The following is a 22,907-nucleotide window of genomic DNA, read 5'->3' on the forward strand; positions in this document are numbered from 1 at the left end:
TTTTTTAAAATTCTTAAAAAAAGAAATTAATGTACAGTTTGCTGTTTTATTTTGTTATATATAGATGGTTTATAAAAATTATATAGCGCTTTTGTTATCGTAATCGCATTGTATTCAATAGTATGTTAGTAGATTAAAAAACGGTTGTTTTGCGATATATTTATATTTGGATTGTTTTTTTGCTCTTAAAGTTTTAGGTTTGCGATTATTTAGATCAAGACTAAATAAGAAACAATTTAAAACTTACCTTATGAAAAAATGGATACTTTTTTTCAGCCTTTGTGCTGTTTGTCTTACCATGAGTTATGGTATGCAAACTGTGTTTTTTACTTCAAATTATAAATATTCGCTTGATAATTTATGGAATGAATGGCAAAGCGAATTGTCTTTAGCTAGCTGTGAGCCTCCTGAGAATCTAATGGTTAAAAACATTAAAAGTGGTGAAGCAACCCTGTATTGGAACGATACTAATGCGACCTCTTGGGAGTATAGTGTGGTACCTCTTGGAGGGGGAAAACCCACTGCCAATGGGCGACCTACTACAACTAAAGAAGTCATAGTAACTCATGATGACAAAGGTGCGGTACTAATGCCAAATACGGATTACGAATACTATGTTCGCGCGATTTGTACCAATAATGGATCTAGCATTTGGCAGGGACCTTTTGACTTTAAAACCGCTTGTGGTATTTTGGCTTTACCTTTTGCAGAGGGCTTTGAAAACACTTCTATAACCAAAAATTGTTGGACTGTTGTTGACGACGCTAAAGACGGTACCGCAACGGCAAATCAATGGCAAAGCGCAACCGGCGCGACCAATGCTTATGAAGGAACTATCAGTATGCGATTTTTAGGTACTGGGGCGGAAACACTTCACAGTGATTGGTTGATTTCCCCAGCTATACAATTGCAAGGCGGCACCTATGCCATAACTTACTGGTACAAAACATCGGCCTTAGCAACGGCTAACAATGAGTTTGAAGTATTGCTATCAACATCAGGAACCGATATTACGAGTTTTACTCATGTTTTACAACCTTTAGAAAACCAATCCGCCGTAGCTGTATTCAAACGTAAAGTATTATACGTGACAGGCATCACCGGAGCGGTAAACTTAGCTTGGCACGTAAAAACAAAAGGAGCGGTAACCCTATATGTCGATGCTGTTAATGTATCGGAAGTAAGTTGTATTAGCCCCGATGAAAAAATAGAAGTCAGCCATTTAAATAAGTCAGGCGCTCAGTTTTCATGGCAAGATCCAGCGAATACCAGCTGGGAATATTATGTACAACATGCTGGTGGAAAAACACCCGTAGGCAGTGGTAATCTAATCAATACTACAAAGGTCACCGTGACGAGTACCAACGGAATTGGTGCGGGACCTCTAGCGCCGAACACCGCTTATGAATTTTATGTTCGCGCAAACTGCGGTTCGGGAAAAACGAGTATATGGGTGGGGCCATTCGCTTTCAAATTACCGTGTAACGAAGAGCTGATTCCGTTTTGGGAAGGCTTTAATAAAAACTCCAAAACACTTGCTTGTTGGACTGTTGTAGATCGAAATGGGGATGGAAACACGACCAGAGATCGCTGGAACGTCAATGGAATTAACTTCGAAGGAGATCAGTCGATGTATTTCAGAGGTTCGGATGCGGTAGATCACGACGATTGGTTGATTTCTCCGACATTCAAAGTAGACGATACCAAAAGATACCGATTAAAATTTCATTACAGAACCAACAGCAGTTATAAAACGAGTTTTAGGGTTTTACTTTCTAAACAAGGTGTAAGTCCTTTGGATTTTACTGAGGAATTGCTGTCGCGAAAAGATGGGGATACCAATTGGAAACAGGAAACCCTCTATATAGGAAATATCAAAGGGGATATTAATATCGCTTGGCATCACGATACTAAAAGTAATATCGCTCACTTATATTTGGACAATATTTTCTTGGAAGAAATCAAAGGTTGTCCTGAACCGATTAACTTGGGTGTAAAAGACCAAGCAGAAAATGCTGTTACCTTGTCTTGGAATGATCCATTTGGTGTAAGTTGGGAATATGTCGTTCAAAAATCTGGGGGTAATGCCCCTATAGGCGCAGGAACACTTACTAATAAATCGGAACAACCCATCACTCAAGACAAAAACGGTGATCAACTGCAGGAGAATACCGAATACGAGTATTATTTGCGCAGTAGCTGTGGACCGGGAGAAGTGAGTCCGTGGTCAAAACCGTTTCAATTTAGAACCGGATGTAAGGTTTATGCGATTCCATTCTGGGAAGGCTTTAATAACAGCTCCAAATCATTTCCATGTTGGACGATTATCGACGCCAATGACGATGCTTTGTCCAGTAGCAATATTTGGCTTCGAAATTCGGCAAATTATGAAGGCGATTTAGCCATGCTTTTTATGGGTACCGGAAGCACAACACTACACGACGATTGGCTGATTTCACCAAGATTAAAATTAGATGTTTCCAAAACGTATCGCTTGAAATACCATTACAAAACCCACACCACGGAAACATCCGACTATGAGTTTGCCGTATCGCTTTCAAACTCGGGTACCGATCCCAAACAATTTACTAAAATACTGATTCCCAAAAAGAAATATGTCGCAAAAGCGGATTGGTTCGAGGAAACGGCATTCATCACTGCTGTTAGCGGTGATGTTAACATTGGTTGGCAGCAAACGAGTAAAGGGGTGTCCCGACTTTCTATCGATAATGTGTTTGTCGAAGAAGTTGTAAATTGTCCAGAGCCCTTAAATTTAGGAGCTAAAGACGAGACTTCTAGTAAGGCTACACTTTTTTGGCGCGATGATATGGGTGGTAAAAATTGGCAATACTATGTTCAAAAAGCCGGAGGAATAACACCTACTGCAAGCGGTACAGCCACTGCCACCAAAGAAAATATAATTACGAAAGAACAATCGGGTAAAAATTTAGATCCCAATACCGATTATGAATTTTATGTGCGTACACTTTGTGAAAAAGGAGGATATAGCGTTTGGAAAGGACCGTTTGTTTTTACAACCTTATGCAGCACCTACCAAACCCCATTCTGGGAGGGATTTAATAGCGATTCCAAGTTGTACAGATGCTGGACAACCGTAGACAATCTAGGCGTAGTGAATCCTTTCGGTACCCTGTGGAAAATCACGGCAAACAGCAAATTTGAAGGCGATCAAGGATTGACGTTTTACACCAGCCGTTCCAACAAAAACTTTGACGATTGGTTGATTTCTCCAACCGTTGATTTAGACGGAGGAAACTATGTTTTAAAATATCATTATAAAACCATCGTAGGGGCCGGATTCAATTGTAAGTTTGAAGTGTTACTATCCGCCAACGGACAAGATCCCAAGGATTTTACCAAAGTGTTGGTCGCTTCTAAAAATTCGTCAACGGATGCGTATATAGAGGAAGTAGTGTTTTTTACTCATACAAAAGGTCCGGTGAATTTAGCGTGGCATATCGATAATAAAGATGTTAATGGAGTTTTCTTCCACTTGGATAATATTTCTTTAAAGAAAATAGAAAACTGCCCCGAACCCTATGCGATTACTATCAGTGAAATTTCTGCGACAGACTATAAAGTAACTTGGAAACAGGATGGAGGCATATCGAATTGGGAAGTACTAGTGTTGCCACACGGAGAACAACCATCGACCAACCCAACCAATACCATAAAAGTAAGTGGAGTTGCAGAACAACAGTTGAATAACTTAAAACTGGGTACGGCGCATACGGTTTATGTCAGAGCTTTATGCGCTGATGGAAAAACCTATAGCGATTGGTCTACAGGAGTTCCGCTGATTATTCGCGGTACCAATACCGATTGCTCCAAGGCGATTAATGTACCGGTCAATGCAACGACTGTTTGTGACAAAAAGGTGGAGGGCATGCTCTACGGATTGAATAAAGGATCTTTAGTAGCACCGACTTGTCATGCAACCATGGGTAATGATGTATGGTATGAGTTTACAGCTACTGCCGCTACACATATGGTATCAGTTATGAATTTTAAGAGTCTTTCAGGATCTACTTTAACTCCAGTTATGTTCGGTGCCATATACGATCAACCGTGTGCTACTATGAGTGCTACCGCTTTGGAATGTTTTACTTTAAGCAATAGAAGTATAGCCGGTATGGATAGTTTTAAGATTTTTAAAAACTTAGTTCCCGGACAGAAGTATTATCTGCGCTTCGGAATTAATGCGAGTACTAATCCAGATTTTATATTTGACTTATGTATTACAACCCCGGTTTTCGGCTCGTTAATCGTAGAGGAAAGTGGGAAGAATAGATCTGTTGAACAACTTGTTAATCAGGTTTTAATCAATTCGAGTTGTGATTTGGTATCCAATGTGACCCTACAGGCGGGCGATGGAAAAAACACCATCAATACCTTGGGCTATTTTAACAAAGGCACTTCTAATTTTCCGTTTGAAGAGGGAATTGTGCTAGCAACACAAGCTATAGATGCCGTGCCAGGACCTTATGTGCCCAATTCGCCTAACAAACAAAAAGTACCGAAATGGGAGGGGGATCCAAATCTAAACCTCGTCATCGACAGAATTGGCGGAGCTGGATTCGGAACGAGTAAATATGTTTCGGTTTTGGAATTTGATTTTATATCGGTAAAAGATGCCTTAAAATTCGAATACATATTTGCTTCAGACAGTTACACCAACTGGTGTACTTATGCTTGTGGGCAGGGAGGAGCTTTATTTGCCGCTTGGATCACCGATTTGAGTACAGGTGAAGGACAAAACTTAGCCCTTGTTCCGGGTACTGAATTGCCTATCGCCTTATCTTCTATACGCGATAAAGAAAAAGCAAACTTGAGTTGTCAAAGTGTGAACCCAGAATATTACGGTAGTCACTATGACAATGTTTACGGAAATCCTTTGGATGCTCCGATCAATTTCGTCGGATTAACCATACCGATGAGTTCAGAGAGCATTGCCTTAAAACCCGGAGGTAAATACCGCATTAAACTAGCTATAGCTGATTTCTGCCCAACCCCGTCACATACTTCAGCCGTGTTTTTTAAAGCGGGAAGTTTTGACTTAGGTAAAGTAGATTTGGGAGAAGATTTGCTGGTTGAGACAAATAATGCGCTTTGTGTAGGGGATACCGTAACCATTCAATCGGGAGTTAGCAACTCTGCGGATCTGAAAAAAGAGATATCGTGGTTAAAAGACGGTCAGCTAATCGCTGGGGCAAACGCTCCAGACTTAACAGTGACAGCGGCAGGGGTTTATGAAATGATTGTGACCTTCCCTGAACTCAATAACTGCGAGTCTAGAGGTACTAAAAAAGTAGAATTTTACCCAGCTATTTCGACGGTGGTTTTACAACCTGCTGAAATAGAAATATGCAGGATGAGTTTAAAAGCTTTGGAGGTCAATTTAAAACAAGTCGAAGTCGATATGTTTAAAAACGTTGATCCGACATTGTTTACTACTGCATATTATACGACGGTAGAGGCGGCAGAAGCGGCTAAAGATAAGATTGAAAAACCGACCAATTACGAGCTGGGAAAAAAACCGAACGATCAGATTTTATACTTGCGTGTTGAAAACACGCTTACAGGCTGTCACGAGGTATTCCGCTTGTCGATAGTAGTACAAATGGGAGCAGAGCCTCCTGTATTTGAAGATCTTAGTGTTTGTGAGCACTACGTATTTCCAGCATTACCTCCAAACCAGTTTTACTATATGGAATCTGCTGGCGCAGGCAAGCAATATTTTGCTGAGGAGGTATTGAACCTTGTTGGTGAGCATCAAATCTTTGTATTGCAAGTAAATAATGACCAAGGTTGTTATGAGGAAACCTCGTATAAAGTCACGATTACAGCACCGATCACTGCTGCAGTTTTTGAAGACGAAACTCTGGACTGTGAGTTTTATCAATTAAAACCGCTTCCAGCTTTTAACAAATATTATACGGAACCTGATGGAAAAGGTGTGGAATTAATTGCGGGAACTAAGGTAGCAACGGCACAGACAATTTATGTGTTTGCACAATCTAAAGACGGCTTGTGTCAAGACGAAAGTAGTTTTACCGTAAATTATAACGTATGTCCGATTCCAAAGGGAATTTCTCCAAACGGTGACGGTTTCAATGACCGACTAGATCTTACGACACATGGTGTCCAAAGCCTTAAAATTTACAACCGTTGGGGGGCAGAAGTATACACCTATGGCAACGGTTATACCGACCAATGGCAAGGTCAGGATAAAGGCGGTAATAATTTACCAGACGGTACGTATTATTACGTAATTATAGCCAGAGATCAAACGCGTAGCGGATGGATTCAGATCAATCGCTAGCTGCTTTGAAGTGTTATAAAAAAATTTTTTAATATACTTTTAATTTAGAAAAAGGAGATCGTATCAAAGCGATCTCCTTTTTTGTTTCGATTGTTTTGGCATTGTTGTAGTCGTGCTAGTAACGTAGTTTGTGATCATTTCTAGACACAGTTTGAGATTGTTTTTATTTAATTTTGCGATCTGAAAAAAATATAGGCGTGATTTATGGTTTACGAATAAGAAATTCTTAGGTTTGTCAGGTCAATCATTAAAATAATGAATATTATGGAGTCCAATCCAAATTATATTGCGATAAATAAAGAATCCTGGAATGCAAAAACAGCCCATCATTTAAAATCTGATTTTTATGATGTTGAGGGATTTATGCAAGGACAAAGCTCGTTAAACTCCATTGAACTGGATTTACTCGGCGATCTAAAAGGAAAAACCGTACTTCATCTTCAATGCCATTTCGGACAAGATAGTTTATCATTAAGTCGATTGGGTGCTGAGGTAACCGGGGTCGATTTATCGGATGTAGCGATTTACAATGCGCGACAGATTGCCGAACAATTGGAATTGGATGCTACGTTTATCTGCTGTGATATTTACGACTTACCCAAGCACTTAACCGAAAAGTTCGATGTCGTGTTTACGAGTTATGGGACGATCGGTTGGCTGCCGGATTTAGAACAATGGGGAGCAGTGGTATCTCAATTTCTAAAACCGGGAGGGAAATTTGTTATGGTCGAATTTCATCCTGTGGTTTGGATGTTTAGCGATGATTTTAGTCATATTCAATACCGCTATTTTAATAGTGGTCCGATTATAGAAACCGAAAGCGGTACCTATGCCGATCGTTCGGCTTCAATCACTCCACAAAATGTGACTTGGAATCATGCCTTATCTGAAGTGTTTCAGGGTTTGATCCAAAACGGTTTAGAAATCGGTGCCATGGAAGAGTATGACTATTCACCCTACAACTGTTTTGAGAATACGGTAGAATTTGAACCTAAAAAATATAGAATACAAACATTGGGAGACAAAATTCCGATGGTATATTCCATAGTTGCTCAGAAGAAAGCGCGTTAGTCGTGTTGGACTTAACACAAATAGGAGACAACAAGGCTAGTGTTTGTTTTATATAAACAGCAAAATCAACAGATTTTCAAAATTAACTTTTAGGAAGGGAATTGGATTAGATTAAATGGTTATTTTTGGAACGATGCAAAAACGAAGTACATCACATATCGCCCTGTTTTTAATTTTGTTATTTACAATTTGTTTTGTACAGCCTTTTGCGTTAGTACCGGGTAAATTGTGCTCAGGAAAAACGGCTATATGTTATCAAAGGGTATGTCATATAAAAACCGACCATACCACTAAAAAGCTCGGTCAAAAACACAAAGCCCTTTCAAAATCGGTTCAGGTCATTACGGTTTCTTGTGATAACCTGATCAATGTGGCGCCTTTTGTATTTGAGTTTAGGAGGACTGCCTTCTGGACCACACAAAGCTTTTATTACCAACCAGACATCCATTCGCCCCCATATATTCAACTAATAACACCACCTCCTAATGGCATGCTGACCTAAGTAGGTGATTTTATATTCAAGTTGGATATAAGATTTAGTTCCATATAAACTCAAAAAAAATCATAATGAAAAAACTTGTATATCTTGTGTTTTTTGTGATGTTGGGGATAAGTTCTCAGGCACAAAAAATAAACTGGATGAGCTTCGATCAGGCCGTTGCTGCCCAAAAGAAGTCTCCAAAACCCATTTTTATTGACGTATACACCAATTGGTGCGGTCCGTGTAAGCTCCTTGATGAAGCAACTTTTAGCGATGCAGAAGTAATCAAGCATATCAATGAAAATTTTTATGCGGTGAAGTTTAATGCAGAAGGAAATGAAAGTATTACTTTCTTGGAAAAAAGCTTCAAAAATCCACGTTATGACCCTAATAGAGCCAACAGCAGGAACAGTATGCATGAATTCACAAATTATTTGAAAATTCAGGCTTACCCTTCGATGGTGGTCATTGGAAAAGAGGCTAAAATAGAAAAGAATATTTTGGGATTCCGCAATGCTAAACAATTGCTGACTGAAATAAAATAAGACTATATTTTTAAATGAATTAATCCCTTTTTACCTCGCGTAAAAAGGGATTTTTTTGTGTTTTAAACGCTTTATTTGATAAGGGATATACCGCGTCGATAATTTTCCATGATGGACTTAAACAAGTCTCCGTTGGACGGGGGTGTCAGAACTATGGCTTTAGCACCTATGGCTATAGCATCGGTAATGTGATGTAGGGTTTTGCCACCAGTTGCTATCACGGGATGGTCGGGAAAATGCAGATTGAGGTGTTGAATGATGCGACAGGTCTCGTTGCCTCCAGTGATATGAAAGAAATCGACTCCAGAATCGATTCGTTTTTTAAAATCGAAATCGAGTACAGATATACTGGAAATTATAGGTATGCTAATCGCTTTTCTGATTTTTTCGATGTCTTTGTTTTGAAACGGTTGGTTAACAATTACTGCGGCTGCTCCGAGTTGTTCTGCTTCTTGTGCCATCGTCAAGGCTGTTCTACCTTGAGTAAGACCGCCTCCTATACCACAAATGACCGGTTTGTCAGCAAAGTCGATCAACGCTTTCATGATTTTAGAAGACGGAGGAAACGGATAAACCGCCAACACCGCATCGGAATCGCTGTTTTCAATTAATGCAAGATCTGTCGAAAATAAAATCGACTTAATCGGAATCTGTTTTAAGGTAATACCACTACAATGTTGGGGAATACAGTCGGGTGTGAGTAAGCCTTTGGTTTTAGTTTGCTTTTTGTAAAACAACTTTTTCCAAAACGGAATTACAATCTTGTGCTCATTCCAGAAGCTTATGGAGTTTTGTGGGCTTTTCATCGTTTTGCGGATTATAGAACGACAAAAATCAATTTTAATTCAATGCTAATGGTGTCAACTGTAAAGAAACAGGGATATTTTGTAATAAAAGCATAAAAAAATGCCCTCTAACGATATGGCTAAACAGGGCATTTTAATACGATCAATTCGTGCTGTTGCTTGACAAAACTACGATCGGATCATCAAAAGCGGAATAAGGTACTATATATAATTGCTTACAGCAATCAAATTTAAGTCCGGATCTCTAAAAAAGACCGACCGGATCTTACCTGTAGCGCCTAAACGTTCTGAAATCCCGCCTTCTAATACAGGAATTTTTTGTTCGGTTAACTCCTTTAAAACTGCTTCTAACGGCGTTGTGGTGATCAAACACAAGTCAGCCGATCCAGGTGTTGAATTTCTGGCTTTTGGAAAGGTTTCGTGTTTAAACAGATGTAAATAGATTTTTTGATTACCAAATTGTAATGCTTTTTTATTTTTTTCAAAAGTGACGATTTCCATTCCCAGAACTTCACTGTAAAACTCACACGTTTTATCAATATTTACAACAGTTAAAACCAAATGATCTAAATGACTAATTTTCATATTAAATAAAGAATTATGATGGTGAATAAAGCAGGTAATGCTTGTTTAAAAAAAATTGATTTTGAAGCGCTAATACCGCCATATATCCCTGCCGCGGCTACGCACAACAAAAAGAATAAGGCCGTGTTTTTTGACCATATCGGATCTGCAATCACTAAAGACCACAGTAAACCCGCAGCGAGAAAACCATTATACAAACCCTGATTAGCTGCCAGTGCTTTGGTCGGTTCAAACAATTCCTCCGGTAGCGATTTGAAGGTCTTCTTACCTAAAGTGGTCCAAGCAAACATTTCAATCCATAGTATATAGATGTGTTCTATAGCTATTAATCCAATTAGAATTTGAGAAAGTAATGTCATGGTAAAATTAAATTATTAATAATTTTATGATTTTTTTTTACTTTAGATTAGCAGTTGCTAAATAATAAAAAATTATAATCATATCAAAATTAATCTTTTTGTGATTTAAACATCTATTTTAAGATAAATTTTTAGTATAATTTTAAAAGAGGAAAATTACAAATTTAAAATGGTAAAGTGAAGTAATAATTATATTTGTATAAAAATATATTTTTTTAAGTAATATTAACGTTTATGTCTTTTATTGAGGCTTAATTATTTACTGTTTTAGAGGTTTATTGAGATTATTTATTTCAATAATTTATTAGCGAGTTTGCCTACGGTAAGTCCTTGAACCACTATAGAGAATAAAACGACGATATAGGTAATCTCTAAAAACAAATCTTTCCATTCTCCAGCGGGCATGGATAGGACTAAGGCGATCGACACACCGCCGCGAATTCCACCCCAAACCATAACGATTAGCGATCCTCTGGAATAGGTGTTGGTTCTCAAAATGGACTTGACCGGAATCAATATCGACAACATTCTAGAGAATAATACGATAAATATAGCAACGACACCCAGCACCAATTGCTCGGAGATATTCGGCAACAGCAACAACTCAAATCCAATGAATAAAAACAGTATCGCATTCATGATTTCGTCGATCAATTCCCAGAATTTACCTAAATAATCACGGGTTTGCTCGCTCATATCAACGGATTTTCCAAAATTACCGATGATCAAACCGGCTATGACCATGGCTAGCGGACTTGAAACATGTAGCCCTTTGGCAATTAGAAAACCCCCCATAACAATAGAAAGCGTTATCAAAACCGAAACTTTATAGTCGTCGATTTGTTTCATAACCTTAGATGCTGTCAATCCTAAAAGCCCTCCTAATACAATTCCTCCAACGGCTTCCTTAAAGAATAATAAGGACACCGAGCCAAAAGTCGCATCAAAATTGACGTCAGTCGCCAATTTGAGTACTACCGCAAACATCACTACAGCCACACCGTCATTAAAAAGAGATTCGCCAGTGATTTTGGTTTCAATGTGTTTGGGTACTTTGGCTTGTTTTAATATGCCCAAGACCACAATCGGGTCAGTAGGTGAAATCAGGGTTCCAAATAGTAAGCAATAGATATAAGGTATGCTGATACCAAACAGGGGTGCAATATAATACAGCAGTGCAGAGATGATTAAAGCGGATAAGACTACGCTGATGGTTGAATAGGTCGCAATAGCCCATTTCTGATCTTTTAAATCAGAAATATTGACGTGTAGGGCGCCGGCAAATAATAAAAAGTTCAACATGGCGCCCATCAGAATTTCATTAAAGTCAAATTCTTGAATCAGCGTAAAAAAATGCTTGGTAGTATCGGGAAATATGGATGCTCCCAAAAAGCGAATACCCAACGAAACAAACATCGCAATGATCATGATTCCAATGGTTCCGGGAAGTTTTAAAAAACGTAAATTGAGGTAAGCAAAAAAGGAAGCGAGTACGATTAAGACTGAAAACGTATAATATAATTCCATGAGAATTTCTTTTTGCAAAAGTACGATTTTGAATTTAGCTGACAGAAATTTACTCGGATTATAAGTCCAAAAAGTATAAAATTTAAGCAGCTTTCTTATTTATTACCGGTTCTAAAAAACAGCAAGATGAGTAGCGCTGCTAATGGAGCTATTGCAAAGATGCTGTATAAATATATTGAAGCGGAAGCAACGCCGAGGATCGTATTGGAATCGGTTATTCCTCCTAAATTAGTGACTAAACCTGCTAGGGCAGCACCAAAGGAAGTAGCGATCAGTTGTACCGTTGTTACAGAAGAGGAAGTTAAGTTTTCCTCGCCCGTGGGTGCTAAAGAAAATACTTGGGTTAATAAATGCGGCCATCCCATTCCTATTCCTGCTCCAATGGTTAAAAGGAATATACCGTTTAAAGCGACATTCCAATCGGGAGTCAATGGGTTGACTATGGCTACATAACTCAAACCTACTAAGCCAATGAACATCAAAAAGGCTCCTAAAAACACAATTTTTTTTACCGACTGTCCCTTATAGCCAGAAAAAAGTATAGCCGATAAAGTCCAACCAATTGCTATTAAAACGGTCAGATAACCGGCCTTTAATGGGCTGAATTTATAAATGACTTGTGCAAAATAAGGAACGTAGATTTCAATAGAAGTCGCTATGGTTAGTAATGCCATAACAGCATAAGTTGCGCCAAGTGCAGATGAAATTTGATAGGCTCCAGTAGGGAGTAATCGAATGCGATTCTTTTTTTCAGCGAAACCGAGTAGTAATAAAAAAGATAAGGCAACGATAACTCCTGCCACATTTTCTAATACGTTTTTCTGTACACTACCCACAGATACAGCTAATACAGCCAAACTAAGCAGTGCAAGCTTTAAATAGGGGATTGGTGCTACGGGTTGACTCTTTTTTTCTTTTGGCAAGATAATCGAGGCAGTGATCAGAATGAAAACGCAAAACAGCAACAATACTCCAAAAGACCATCGCCAATGCCCGTGCTCGGCGAATATACCTCCAAGTAAAGGACCTGAAAAAGCAGCTACTCCCCACATTCCCGAAATCAAAGCCATTGCCCTAGACCATAAATTTTCTGTAAAAACGAATCTGACCATAGCATAGGATAATGCAAAAAGTAAACCGCCTCCATAACCTTGAATAGAACGTCCAACTAATAAAAGAGGCATCGTGGGTGCTAAGGCACAGAGCAAAGTTCCTATAGTAAAAAATATAATTCCAATTTGATAGGCTTTTCTTGGCCCTGATCTAGCCATTTGATTGGCGGAAATGACCGATCCTATTACTGATGCAACAACAAATAGAGTCGTATTCCAAGCGTAATACTCCAATCCTCCAATCTCTTTTATAATCGAAGGCATGATCGTTGTGGCCAAATAAACATTAGTAGCATGCAACATGACTCCTAAGGCCAGTATAATTGCCATGAGCGAATTGCCTTTGGAGAAAAGGTCTGACCAAGTAGCTCCTTTTTTATCAGTGGTCACGGTATCTATATTATCCATTTGTAAAGTATTAAAATTACTTTGCAAAGTTCAAAAAGTGACCAACCATTGACAATACCCGATTTTCGGAATTAAGTTTAAATTTTACGGATTTGCAGTGCAATTGATCAACGAAATCGCAGATTGAACACGCTTACATTTTTTTTCGATACTCATTGGGTGAAAGGGTCGTATGACTTTTAAAAAAACGAGAGAAATACGAAGCGGTTTCAAAACCCAGCAAACTTGCACATTCTTTTACGGAAATGGTGGTGTGCTTTAGCAAATATTGACTCTCCAATAACAGTCTTTCATGAATGAGCTGCAACGCGGTATGTCCGGTTTCTTCCTTAACCACTTCCGTTAAGTGTTTTGCCGATACATGAAGCTCTGATGCGTATTGTCCTATAGAATTCCATTGTGCAAAATACTGATCAACGAGCCGTTTAAATTCATAGGTAAGTTGGTAATTTCGATTCATATTCTTTTCAAAACCCAATAGGCAGTATTCGCAAGCGCGATTATACTCGTACAAAATTTCCAACAAGATCAATCGGGTAAGGTCCAAATGATAAGCAGATTGCAACGCTATTTCTCTTTTTACTGCTGTAAATCGATCCGCGACTATGGGGAATCGTTCGTTTAATTGATATATCGGGGGATAGTTGCTATTAAGCAACAACAGCTCGTCAATAATGTCCTCTTTTAAAAACATCTTTTGCAAAAAGGATTTTACAAATAAGATCTGCCTCACATCGAAGTCGTCCGTTAAGTTACTAAGAGAAAATATGACATCTGGAGGAATAATCGCAATGACATTTGGAGTTAATTCGAATTTGTGAAAACCGACTATGATGGATGCTGTACCACGATAACAAATGAAAACGGTGTAATAATCATTTTTTACCGGGGTAGCGATCCTAAGATTTCCATGGCCTTCGTGATATTTTACTTCAAATTCTATCATACAGTCTTATCTATTGTTTAAAATCTAACTTTTACCAAGTAAAAAGAAAGACCCGAACGGCTATACCGTTGTTTAGAGACTAGTCCTTTTATCGGTTTCTAAAATACAAAGATAAGCTGTGTAAATTAAGATCTGTGGAATAAATTTATCGGCTTCAAGAGATGATAAAGTGGGGATGGGGTGCTGGTCGTTTTTAAAACAAAAGAGGCTATCCTTTTGGGACAGCCTCTTTTTATGGATATACTCTATGGAGTTTAAAACAATTTGACCAAAGTATAAATAATAGCAGCAATTGCAGCAGATACTGGAATGGTTAATACCCAGGCCCATAAGAGGCTGATGGTGATTCCCCAACGCACAGCTGAAACCCTTTTAGTAAGTCCTACACCAATAATAGAACCGGTGATGGTATGTGTAGTGGAAACTGGAATTCCGAAAAATTCAGAAATATATAACGTTAACGCTCCGGCTGTTTCCGCACTTACGCCTTCTAAAGAATTTACCTTAGTGATTTTAGTTCCCATGGTTTTTACGATTTTCCAACCGCCACTCATAGTCCCTAAACCGATGATGATAAAGGATAATAAAGGTACCCAACCCCATTGGTCAACAAAATAATTAAATCGATCTGGAGAATTGATCCAGTCCTGGTGTCCGGCATCGACGTGATAGAAAATTACGGCAGCACCGATAATTCCCATAACCTTTTGTGCATCATTTCCTCCATGTCCCAAACTAAACATGGCAGACGAAACCAACTGCATCTTTTTAAACCATTTTTCGGCTTTCTTAGGATTGGCGTGTTTAAAAATATTCAATATACTCAGCGTAATAATCGAAGCCAAGAGCATTCCTATCAACGGAGCAAAAAAGATAAACAACACGATTGGGATTACCTTGGCATATACGATAACGTGTTCGCCAGTAATTCCCGTAAAACCACCTGCATGCATCATGGCAGCACCGATAAAACCACCGATGAGCGTATGAGAAGAAGAAGACGGAATACCGAATTTCCAAGTTAGTAAGTTCCAGATGATAGCCGCGATAAGTCCAGCGAATATCACTTCAAGTGTAATGAAATCTTCATTAACCGATTTGGCGATGGTATTACCAATTTTAAACTCTTGAAACCAATATTTTGAAATAAAGTAGGCTATAAAGTTAAAAAAGGCAGCCCATAGTACCGCTTGAAACGGAGTTAATACCTTGGTGGCTACTATGGTAGCAATTGAATTGGCAGCATCGTGAAAACCGTTGATGTAATCGAAGATAAACGCCAATACAATGACAATAATTAATAATGTAAATGGATCCATAGCCTTTTATGAATGTTTAACGGCTATAGCCTCTAAAACATAAGCAACACTTTTACATTTGTCTGCAGCAGATTCCAAAGTAGAAAGTACTTCTTTATATTTGATGATGTTTTTAGCATCTATTTCGTTTTCAAAAATCTCTTGTACCGCCTTGTCGAATATCTTATCTGACTTGGCTTCCAATTTGTTGATTTTCTCACAAATTACATTGATGTTTTCCAGTTGGCGCATTTCCTTCAGTTCGTCGATGGCTTCTCCAATTAGTTTACATGCATCGAGGTTTACTTCGGTCAATTTGCGAATAGACTTGGATATTTTTGCAACCTGATAAATTTTCATTCTGTTGGCTGCACCATTCAAATAGTCTGCAACATAATCAATAGCCTTGATTAAGGCGAAAATATCCTCGCGATCAAACGGAGTGATAAAGTTTTTGCCCAACTCGATATTAATGCGCTGTTTTAAAGCTTCGATTTTCGCTTCTAATTTAGCAATTTCTAAAAAAAAAGCTTCGCGTTGATCTTTTGGCGCGTTAACACACTCATGTAATAATTCAGCTAACTGAATTAAACTGGATGAAGCTTCTTTTAATAAAGGAAAGAAAACCTTATCCTTTGGTGTAAACATTTTGAAAAACGAATTTATAGACATTTCATGTTATTTAGATGGTGCGAAGAAAGTACTGTAATGTTAACTTAAGGTTAATGTAACTTTAGTAAATTGATAAATACTACTGCTTTGTCGTCTTTGCTTAACACGGGGTTAAATTTATGGTTTTTAAATATTCGGCTCGTTTCTACTTCATGTTTGCTTGGAATAAATGTAAGGTTTTTTTTGATTGAAATCACAAATTGTTAAGAAAGCAGTGGTGTAATAAAATATTTTTTTTACGGCCTGAAATAATCTAAAAGCATGATATATATCAGTTTATGTAGTATTTATTTTTGTTACTATTGTGCATCTTATAAAAAACTCTAAATCATGTCAACTAAATCCTTACACACCTTTCACATACCTGTGATGGGTTTGGCTTATACTATAGATAGCCCAATACGGGTTGCAAAATATGGTATCTCTTCTGTTATTTCTGTTATGGATGATGAACTAATGGAAAAGATGAATCATTTTTACAGCAGTAAGTTCGGATTTCCCTATCAGGAAATCACAAAAAAAATGGAGGACTTCCGCAGCAAACGCATTACTTCTTATCTCAACTTGGTAGATAAAATTGTGAAACAGAAATTTGCACAATTGAAGACTGAACTGCTTGAAAGCAAAAAAGCAGTAGAAAATTATATTGATTTATTACCGAGAAGTTCTGAAATTCGCCAAGACTTATTTGATTTTATTCATGATAGTCCACTCAAACAGAATTTTAAAGACTTTTTAGAGCAGCATCTAAAACCGGGTGCGATTGATGTCAATATTATGACCAAAGTCGATAAAGAAAATTTTGACAAGCAAACACCATTAGATAGTATTTACAATGATGCACATGCCGCCTTACGAGGTTTTGCGGAAAGTGATTTGCATTCGTCTGTAGTGCTTTCTGCAGGTATGAATCCGCGTTTATTTAGTTACTTTGAATCTTTCGAAGATTTCTTTCCCAATGAGCATCATGAAATCAACAAAAAAATCATTCTAAAAGTTAGTGACTACCGTTCAGCTTTGATTCAAGGAAGTTTTTTGGCTAAAAAAGGACTTTGGGTATCCGAATACCGCATTGAGTCGGGTTTGAACTGTGGGGGACATGCTTTCGCGACAGAGGGGTATCTCTTAGGACCTATATTAGAAGAATTTAAACAAAAGAGAAACGAATTAATAACATCGACCCATGAATTGATGTGTAAAGCCTTATCTCAGAAGGGAAAATACGTTCCGAATGATATGCTGGAACTCAATATTACTGCTCAAGGTGGTGTGGGTACTGCTGAGGAACATGAGTTTCTATTGCGTGAATATCAATTGAGCTCGGTAGGCTGGGGATCTCCTTTTTTATTGGTTCCAGAGGCGACTTCCGTAGATAGTGCTACACGTGCATTGTTGGAAAATGCCAAAGAAGACGATTTGTATTTAAGCAATCTGTCCCCTTTGGGTATTCCATTTAATACGGTTAAGGGAATGACCAATGACTTTTTTAGAAATCAAAGGGTTTTAAAAAACCGAGCAGGCAGTTCCTGCCCGAGAAAATATTTAGCATTAAACAAAGAATACTCTGAGCAAGGTTGGTGTACCGCCTCTAAGAAATTTCAAGACAACAAAATTCAAGAACTCGAAGCGAGAAAAGAACAATTGACCGATGAGGCTTTTAAAGGAGAATACAACGCCATTACGGAAAAAGCGTGTTTGTGTATTGGTTTGGCAAATGCATCTCTAATCGAAAATGATTTACCTGTAAAAGGAGAGGCTCAAGGTATTGTGATTTGCCCAGGACCTAATATGGCTTATTTTAATAAAACGGTTTCTTTAAAGACGATGATACAGCATATTTACGACAAGGATCAAAGTATCGTAGAAGTTGCGCGACCGCATTTCTTTATTAAAGAACTGCGCATGTATTGTGATCACTTTATGGGCGAGAAGACGGCTTTGATAAAGGACTTCACTGCGATGAAGGAAAAGAAATTGTTGAAGTTTAAGCAGAACTTACTCGATGGGATAGCTTATTATAGAGTGTTGTTTGACAGGGATCTGGTTTATTTTATCAATAATAAACAACAGGCTTTGATTGAATTGAATGACTTAGAAATAACACTTCAAAAATTGTAAAAAGTATAAGTAGAAATTTTTATAGCTGTTTGTTGGAAACACGAGTAGTTTTTTTCAAAAGCAGTAATTAGTGTTGTTATTGAAGAGTAAGGATGGGTCGCTGGATGACCTGTCCTTATTTTTTTGCGTGTTTATTGATGTCCTATAAAAGCAAAAACTCAAGTTATTCTAAGTAGAAAGACTTGAGTTTTTTTTTTAATGGGTTTACTTTTAATGGTGTAAATAGAATCCTGGTCCGCGTGTGCTTTCGATCGACTCAGCTATAATGCCGTATTGTGATCGCAAATCTACAGTTCCTAAGGTAGCACCTGTTTGAAGATCTATAATGCTAATTGTACCGGAATTGATACCTGGAATATCCAATAAATTATTTTGTACAGCAACAACTGACTTACCTGATTTTGTTTTAAAGAAACTCATGTGATGCGCTCCTTTATCAGCATTTAACGTTTTTACAAGGTTTAAGTTTGGTAGATTTGAAATATCAAAAACCAATACTTTACCGGGGTCAGCAAAACTGACATAGAGCTTTTTGGTGTTGTCAATATACATCTCTAAAGTCCACCCCAATCCGTGTGAAGCACCATCGAAAATCTTTGTGAATTCGTCGTATTGATGTGTGGTTTCATTATAAGGAGCTATCCAAATATCACCGCCAAGCATGGTTGTGGCCAAGGCATATTGCGGAAATTCACCTCGCAGTAACAATACTTCCACGGGTGCAGACATATCCGTTGGACTGTCAGCTACGGTATAGGTTTTAAGTATGTCGTAAGTGGTTAGATCAATTAAACTTGTTGTGTTTCCAACACCAGAAGTCAAATCCGGATGTATGGTAGAAGTTACCATCATCAAATTGCGAGACTCGTTAATCGAGATACCGTGTGGATACATGATGTATTTTGATGGGTCAGCATCCTGTGATCCAGATATGGTGTGTAATAATTGATTGGTGCTAGCATTAAATACACCAACACTTCCGCCTTTTAGACTTCCATCTCCACCCATAAAGGTTACGAAAAAGCGATTGTCGGTAGTAAAGAAGATGTTTTCTGCTACGGTGTTTGTACCGGTGTTGATAGGTGTAGCGCTGACCAATAAAGGATAACCGTCGTTATCAACAGCAGTAGTGATTTGATAAAGATAATTACCGCCTAATGCTGTCGTATAAAGTTTCTTTTCGGTATTGTCATAATAAATGTGATGCGGTAAGGTACCAACACCCATTTCGAGTTTGTTTTTAATTTTTCCAAAATTTACAGACTCCGGATCCAGTTCAATAACTGCCATACCATCTGATTTGCCTTCAACACTGCGATAATCTATAAAAAAAATAGATTCTCTAGATGGTAAAGTTTGATGATTATCGCTATCGCAATTTGCGAATATAATGGGGAATAGGACCAGTAAACCCCAATATTTAATGTTATGTTTCATAAGTTTTAAATTTTATCAAGATTAGTTCTGTTAAAATTAGTAAAAAAATATATAAATATGGTATTTTAATAAAAAAATAAATCGCTTTATGTAGGGATATGCTCCAGTACGCGGTGATTATTGAGGTATTGGAGTTTTTTAAATCTCAATATGTAGTTTTTTTGTACTATTTTAGTTGTTTTTTGTACTATGTTTATTTGTTATTTAAGTCGATCGAGTAGTGTTTTTTATTAGATGAGCCGGTATAAGTAAAGCATGCTGTATTAATTAGCTGCTCAAAAAGGGCTAAATGCGTGAGGCCACTAAAAGAAATTTAGTGGCCTCACTTGCAGGTCCAATACTATTTATTAGACTCAATATAATGGTAGTGCTTAATGCATTTCGTTAATAATGGGATCTTCTAGAGAACTATCCGGTATCGAATTGAGTGTCTTTCTCTTAATAAGGCGATCAACGCGACTCATCATCAAGATACTGATACAGGAAATCACCACCACCACATAACCGACTATATCGTAATTGATCAACGGACTGGTTTTGCTTTCTTGGTACACAATAACTCCTGCAACGGCTGCACCGATTCCTCCAGAAATTTGCTGTAAAGAAGCATTAATGCTCATATAAGCACCGCGATCTTTCATTTCGGGAACTGCACTGCTCATCGCGGAAGAAGGAACCATACGGCCCATGATTCCGATCATCATTAAAATGTTCGTAATGATCACCAACCAAAAAGGAACAACAGCTAAGTTGGTGTAAACCACACAAACCAGCATCAACCAGATACACGCAATGGCAAAAAGTTTAAACTTGCTCATTCTATCGCTGAGTTTACCGATAAAAGGCATCATTGCTAGGGAACTCAATCCGGATATCATAAACAACATCGGTAATTGCGCTTCGCTGACTCCTAAGTTATTGACTGCAAATACGGTTCCAAAGGGCATCATCATAAATCCGCCGACGGACAAAATTCCCGTAGCCATAAACCCAATGCGGTAGTCTTTGTCTTTTAAGGTATGCCACAAGTGAAGTAAAGCCTTTTTATCTTGTTGAATAGCCAGATGCGCATTGACGGGTTTTAACCATACGGCAATACTTACCGCTATAAAAATGGATAATCCAACAATCATAAAGAACGGTGCTTCCCACGCCCATTTATGTGCAATGTATAAGCCGATTGGAATCCCGAGAACCTGACTCGCTCCGAAACCCATCTGCACAAAACCCATCACGCGTCCACGCTGTTGCAAACTAAAGATATCGGTGATAATCGCCATCGATATCGAACCGATGACACCTCCGAACAAACCGGTGAAAATTCGTGCAGCAACCAAGGTCGGGTAGGAGTTGGCCAATCCACAGAATAAAGTCCCAACTATAAATCCAACATAGAAGAACAATAATAGTTTTTTCCGATCAAATTTATCGGCAAAACCCGCTGTAAGTAAACCCGATATCCCCGCACTAAAAGCATAGGCAGATACGGCAATACCAAAATCTCGAGTGTCCATGTCTAAGGACTTCAATAGCAAATCTCCAAGCGGAGACATCACCATAAAATCCAAAATTACGGTGAACTGGGTAATGGCTAAAATAAGAATAACAAATTTTTCATAACCGGTGAAAGGCACCGTTTTTTTCTTTTCCATAAGTATAGGTGGGAGTAATTAAGCTAAATAGACTTGTTTATTGTATAAGGGGCTTCACGGTTGAGTTAGACTCCATGGCTGAGTTGTTTTTTTTTAAAGCGCGAACAACCAAATCAAAAGTTTGCCACAAAACCTCTTCTTTCAATTGATAGGGCTTGCCTTCCAAATCGATTTCTTCATAGTGAAATTTGATCAGGGAATAAAGTGGGGCATGGGCAATAGACCAATAGACTTCTAGGGGAATACGATCGATTTCGTCACGCTTAAAAGCATTTTCTAAAAACTGATTTAACTGTTGTTTGATTTTATTCATTAACACCTTTAAAAAATCGCGATAGTAGGAAGAACTTTTGACTTGTACCATAAACAAAACCGAATCTCGTTTATGCATCATTTGATGATAACGATTGATCCATTGCTGCCTTAAACCGGCTTCAAAAGACATTTCCGGACTAAAATCTTTTAAAATTAAATCGGCTAATTCTGCTCCTTGTTCGGTGGTTAGTTGGAAAATTAAATCGTCTTTATCCTTATAATAAATGTAAATCGTAGCAACGGAAACCTTAGAAAGCTTGGCTAATTTGTTGATACTGAAATTCTCCAAACCTCCTTGCCCAATCATGGCAATGGCATTTTCTTTTACGGTTTTTTGCTTGTCGAGATTCCTTGCTCTCATCGTTTAAATTTGAAATGCAAATGTAAGTGAATATTCATTCTCTTAAAAGTAAATGTGCGATTTTTAGAAGGCATTCTACGGTAAATAAATTATTTTTGTCCTAATTAATAAAAGAATTATGGGGGTAGCAGAACTTTTGCAAAAACGAAAAGCCGCTTTGGCTTTAAAAAATCAGGAAGACGGTGATGCGTATAGACTGTCGTATCAGCAACATCAAAACACTATAAAATTGGACAGTGGTATCATTTATGAAATCATAGAGCAAGGTAGTGGTGCTAAGCCCTTAATGACTGATCGCATTTTATGTCATTATCACGGCACTACGGTTAGCGGTGAAGTTTTTGATAGTTCGCTAGTTCGCAATCAACCGGCTACCTTTTCATTAGTCAAATTGATTAAAGCATGGCAACAAGTGATTCCGTTGATTGAAGTGGGAACCAAATTTCGCATGGTTGTGCCCCCTGAAATGGCTTACAGAGACCAACAACTGACCAAGGAGATCGGTCCAAACAGCACTTTAATCTTTGAAATCACCTTATTGGACATCGTTTTATAATGATTTTTCAGACCTTAAAATTCAATAATTTCAACTGTAATACTAGTATGTATAGTAGGTAAAGTGTGATTTTACAGGGCTTTACATACAGTGAAATTTGTTTTTATGCTACATAATTCGTATCTTGGAGAATAACCTGTTTAAAAACGAGTACGATGAAGATAAATTACTTTTTACTTTTAGTAGGTCTAATTGTTGGAGCTAGTTTTGGCAAACGCAAGCACTCTACGGATTTGAAAGCTGTTTATGCGGATAAGAAAAAGGAGGCTCCGAATTAAAAAGACTATATTTGGAGATAACCTTATAATAGTAAAA

At 38.0% G+C, this 22,907-nt stretch carries 18 protein-coding genes; 7 read left to right on the forward strand and 11 right to left on the reverse strand.

From position 1 onward, the window contains the following. Nucleotides 1-250 precede the first annotated feature (250 nt). The 4 genes from L1275_RS09440 to L1275_RS09455 all read left to right on the forward strand — a co-directional run bounded on the left by L1275_RS09440 (nt 251) and on the right by L1275_RS09455 (nt 8,440). Complete coding sequence (locus L1275_RS09440) at nt 251-6,343, forward strand: choice-of-anchor J domain-containing protein (protein ID WP_253472142.1); 6,093 nt, start codon at nt 251-253, stop codon at nt 6,341-6,343. 264 nt (nt 6,344-6,607) lie between these two features. After that, nucleotides 6,608-7,414: a bifunctional 2-polyprenyl-6-hydroxyphenol methylase/3-demethylubiquinol 3-O-methyltransferase UbiG gene (locus L1275_RS09445; RefSeq protein WP_253472325.1), complete on the forward strand. Its 807-nt coding sequence runs from the start codon at nt 6,608-6,610 to the stop codon at nt 7,412-7,414. Nucleotides 7,415-7,547: 133 nt separating this feature from the next. Continuing rightward, nucleotides 7,548-7,916 (forward strand): hypothetical protein, encoded by a 369-nt coding sequence (locus L1275_RS09450; RefSeq protein ID WP_253472144.1) that lies wholly within the window; start codon nt 7,548-7,550, stop codon nt 7,914-7,916. Nucleotides 7,917-7,981: 65 nt separating this feature from the next. After that, nucleotides 7,982-8,440 (forward strand): thioredoxin fold domain-containing protein, encoded by a 459-nt coding sequence (locus L1275_RS09455; RefSeq protein ID WP_253472146.1) that lies wholly within the window; start codon nt 7,982-7,984, stop codon nt 8,438-8,440. Between the two features lie 71 nt (nt 8,441-8,511). On the opposite strand, the gene L1275_RS09460 is transcribed toward L1275_RS09455, so the two are convergent. From L1275_RS09460 to L1275_RS09495, 8 genes are all read right to left on the reverse strand, one after another. Beyond that, on the reverse strand, nt 8,512-9,246 hold the full coding sequence (locus L1275_RS09460; protein ID WP_253472148.1) for a hypothetical protein: 735 nt from the start codon (nt 9,244-9,246) through the stop codon (nt 8,512-8,514). Between the two features lie 201 nt (nt 9,247-9,447). Further along, nucleotides 9,448-9,831 carry a VOC family protein gene (locus L1275_RS09465; protein WP_253472150.1) on the reverse strand — a complete coding sequence of 128 codons (384 nt, stop codon included), beginning with the start codon at nt 9,829-9,831 and terminating at the stop codon, nt 9,448-9,450. Then, the gene (locus L1275_RS09470; RefSeq protein WP_253472152.1) at nt 9,828-10,190 is read right to left on the reverse strand and encodes a DUF1304 domain-containing protein; all 363 of its coding nucleotides are present in this window, start codon (nt 10,188-10,190) and stop codon (nt 9,828-9,830) included. The genes L1275_RS09465 and L1275_RS09470 overlap by 4 nt, the downstream gene beginning before the upstream one ends. 288 nt (nt 10,191-10,478) lie before the next feature. After that, the gene (locus tag L1275_RS09475; protein ID WP_253472154.1) at nt 10,479-11,717 is read right to left on the reverse strand and encodes a sodium:proton antiporter; all 1,239 of its coding nucleotides are present in this window, start codon (nt 11,715-11,717) and stop codon (nt 10,479-10,481) included. Between the two features lie 95 nt (nt 11,718-11,812). Beyond that, nucleotides 11,813-13,237 carry an MFS transporter gene (locus L1275_RS09480; RefSeq protein ID WP_253472156.1) on the reverse strand — a complete coding sequence of 475 codons (1,425 nt, stop codon included), beginning with the start codon at nt 13,235-13,237 and terminating at the stop codon, nt 11,813-11,815. A gap of 133 nt (nt 13,238-13,370) precedes the next feature. Further along, nucleotides 13,371-14,183, reverse strand: a complete 813-nt coding sequence (locus L1275_RS09485) for an AraC family transcriptional regulator (protein ID WP_253472158.1) — start codon at nt 14,181-14,183, stop codon at nt 13,371-13,373. Nucleotides 14,184-14,437: 254 nt separating this feature from the next. Next, nucleotides 14,438-15,502: an inorganic phosphate transporter gene (locus tag L1275_RS09490; RefSeq protein WP_253472160.1), complete on the reverse strand. Its 1,065-nt coding sequence runs from the start codon at nt 15,500-15,502 to the stop codon at nt 14,438-14,440. A 6-nt stretch (nt 15,503-15,508) separates the two neighbouring features. Continuing rightward, nucleotides 15,509-16,153 (reverse strand): DUF47 domain-containing protein, encoded by a 645-nt coding sequence (locus L1275_RS09495; RefSeq protein ID WP_253472162.1) that lies wholly within the window; start codon nt 16,151-16,153, stop codon nt 15,509-15,511. A gap of 330 nt (nt 16,154-16,483) precedes the next feature. Between L1275_RS09495 and L1275_RS09500 the strand changes: the two genes are divergently transcribed. Next, nucleotides 16,484-18,271: a hypothetical protein gene (locus tag L1275_RS09500; protein ID WP_253472164.1), complete on the forward strand. Its 1,788-nt coding sequence runs from the start codon at nt 16,484-16,486 to the stop codon at nt 18,269-18,271. A gap of 210 nt (nt 18,272-18,481) precedes the next feature. On the opposite strand, the gene L1275_RS09505 is transcribed toward L1275_RS09500, so the two are convergent. The 3 genes from L1275_RS09505 to L1275_RS09515 all read right to left on the reverse strand — a co-directional run bounded on the left by L1275_RS09505 (nt 18,482) and on the right by L1275_RS09515 (nt 22,036). Next, nucleotides 18,482-19,708: a YncE family protein gene (locus tag L1275_RS09505; protein ID WP_253472166.1), complete on the reverse strand. Its 1,227-nt coding sequence runs from the start codon at nt 19,706-19,708 to the stop codon at nt 18,482-18,484. Nucleotides 19,709-20,079: 371 nt separating this feature from the next. After that, nucleotides 20,080-21,360 (reverse strand): MFS transporter, encoded by a 1,281-nt coding sequence (locus L1275_RS09510; RefSeq protein WP_253472168.1) that lies wholly within the window; start codon nt 21,358-21,360, stop codon nt 20,080-20,082. Nucleotides 21,361-21,397: 37 nt separating this feature from the next. After that, nucleotides 21,398-22,036, reverse strand: a complete 639-nt coding sequence (locus L1275_RS09515) for a TetR/AcrR family transcriptional regulator (protein ID WP_253472170.1) — start codon at nt 22,034-22,036, stop codon at nt 21,398-21,400. Between the two features lie 118 nt (nt 22,037-22,154). On the opposite strand from L1275_RS09515, the gene L1275_RS09520 reads away from it, so the two are divergent. Both L1275_RS09520 and L1275_RS16520 read left to right on the forward strand, forming a co-directional pair. Beyond that, nucleotides 22,155-22,592, forward strand: a complete 438-nt coding sequence (locus L1275_RS09520) for an FKBP-type peptidyl-prolyl cis-trans isomerase (protein WP_253472171.1) — start codon at nt 22,155-22,157, stop codon at nt 22,590-22,592. 155 nt (nt 22,593-22,747) lie between these two features. After that, nucleotides 22,748-22,870, forward strand: a complete 123-nt coding sequence (locus L1275_RS16520) for a hypothetical protein (RefSeq protein WP_256499856.1) — start codon at nt 22,748-22,750, stop codon at nt 22,868-22,870. Nucleotides 22,871-22,907 lie beyond the last annotated feature (37 nt).

It is taken from the genome of Flavobacterium sp. HSC-61S13 (assembly GCF_024171535.1).
In the GTDB taxonomy this organism is placed as follows: Bacteria; Bacteroidota; Bacteroidia; order Flavobacteriales; family Flavobacteriaceae; genus Flavobacterium.

Coding starts and splice junctions, on each gene's coding strand:
- L1275_RS09440 (WP_253472142.1), top strand. CDS start 251: ATGAAAAAATGGATACTTTTTTTCAGCCTTTGTGCTGTTTGTCTTACC.
- L1275_RS09445 (WP_253472325.1), top strand. CDS start 6,608: ATGGAGTCCAATCCAAATTATATTGCGATAAATAAAGAATCCTGGAAT.
- L1275_RS09450 (WP_253472144.1), top strand. CDS start 7,548: ATGCAAAAACGAAGTACATCACATATCGCCCTGTTTTTAATTTTGTTA.
- L1275_RS09455 (WP_253472146.1), top strand. CDS start 7,982: ATGAAAAAACTTGTATATCTTGTGTTTTTTGTGATGTTGGGGATAAGT.
- L1275_RS09460 (WP_253472148.1), bottom strand. CDS start 9,246: ATGAAAAGCCCACAAAACTCCATAAGCTTCTGGAATGAGCACAAGATT.
- L1275_RS09465 (WP_253472150.1), bottom strand. CDS start 9,831: ATGAAAATTAGTCATTTAGATCATTTGGTTTTAACTGTTGTAAATATT.
- L1275_RS09470 (WP_253472152.1), bottom strand. CDS start 10,190: ATGACATTACTTTCTCAAATTCTAATTGGATTAATAGCTATAGAACAC.
- L1275_RS09475 (WP_253472154.1), bottom strand. CDS start 11,717: ATGGAATTATATTATACGTTTTCAGTCTTAATCGTACTCGCTTCCTTT.
- L1275_RS09480 (WP_253472156.1), bottom strand. CDS start 13,237: ATGGATAATATAGATACCGTGACCACTGATAAAAAAGGAGCTACTTGG.
- L1275_RS09485 (WP_253472158.1), bottom strand. CDS start 14,183: ATGATAGAATTTGAAGTAAAATATCACGAAGGCCATGGAAATCTTAGG.
- L1275_RS09490 (WP_253472160.1), bottom strand. CDS start 15,502: ATGGATCCATTTACATTATTAATTATTGTCATTGTATTGGCGTTTATC.
- L1275_RS09495 (WP_253472162.1), bottom strand. CDS start 16,153: ATGTCTATAAATTCGTTTTTCAAAATGTTTACACCAAAGGATAAGGTT.
- L1275_RS09500 (WP_253472164.1), top strand. CDS start 16,484: ATGTCAACTAAATCCTTACACACCTTTCACATACCTGTGATGGGTTTG.
- L1275_RS09505 (WP_253472166.1), bottom strand. CDS start 19,708: ATGAAACATAACATTAAATATTGGGGTTTACTGGTCCTATTCCCCATT.
- L1275_RS09510 (WP_253472168.1), bottom strand. CDS start 21,360: ATGGAAAAGAAAAAAACGGTGCCTTTCACCGGTTATGAAAAATTTGTT.
- L1275_RS09515 (WP_253472170.1), bottom strand. CDS start 22,036: ATGAGAGCAAGGAATCTCGACAAGCAAAAAACCGTAAAAGAAAATGCC.
- L1275_RS09520 (WP_253472171.1), top strand. CDS start 22,155: ATGGGGGTAGCAGAACTTTTGCAAAAACGAAAAGCCGCTTTGGCTTTA.
- L1275_RS16520 (WP_256499856.1), top strand. CDS start 22,748: ATGAAGATAAATTACTTTTTACTTTTAGTAGGTCTAATTGTTGGAGCT.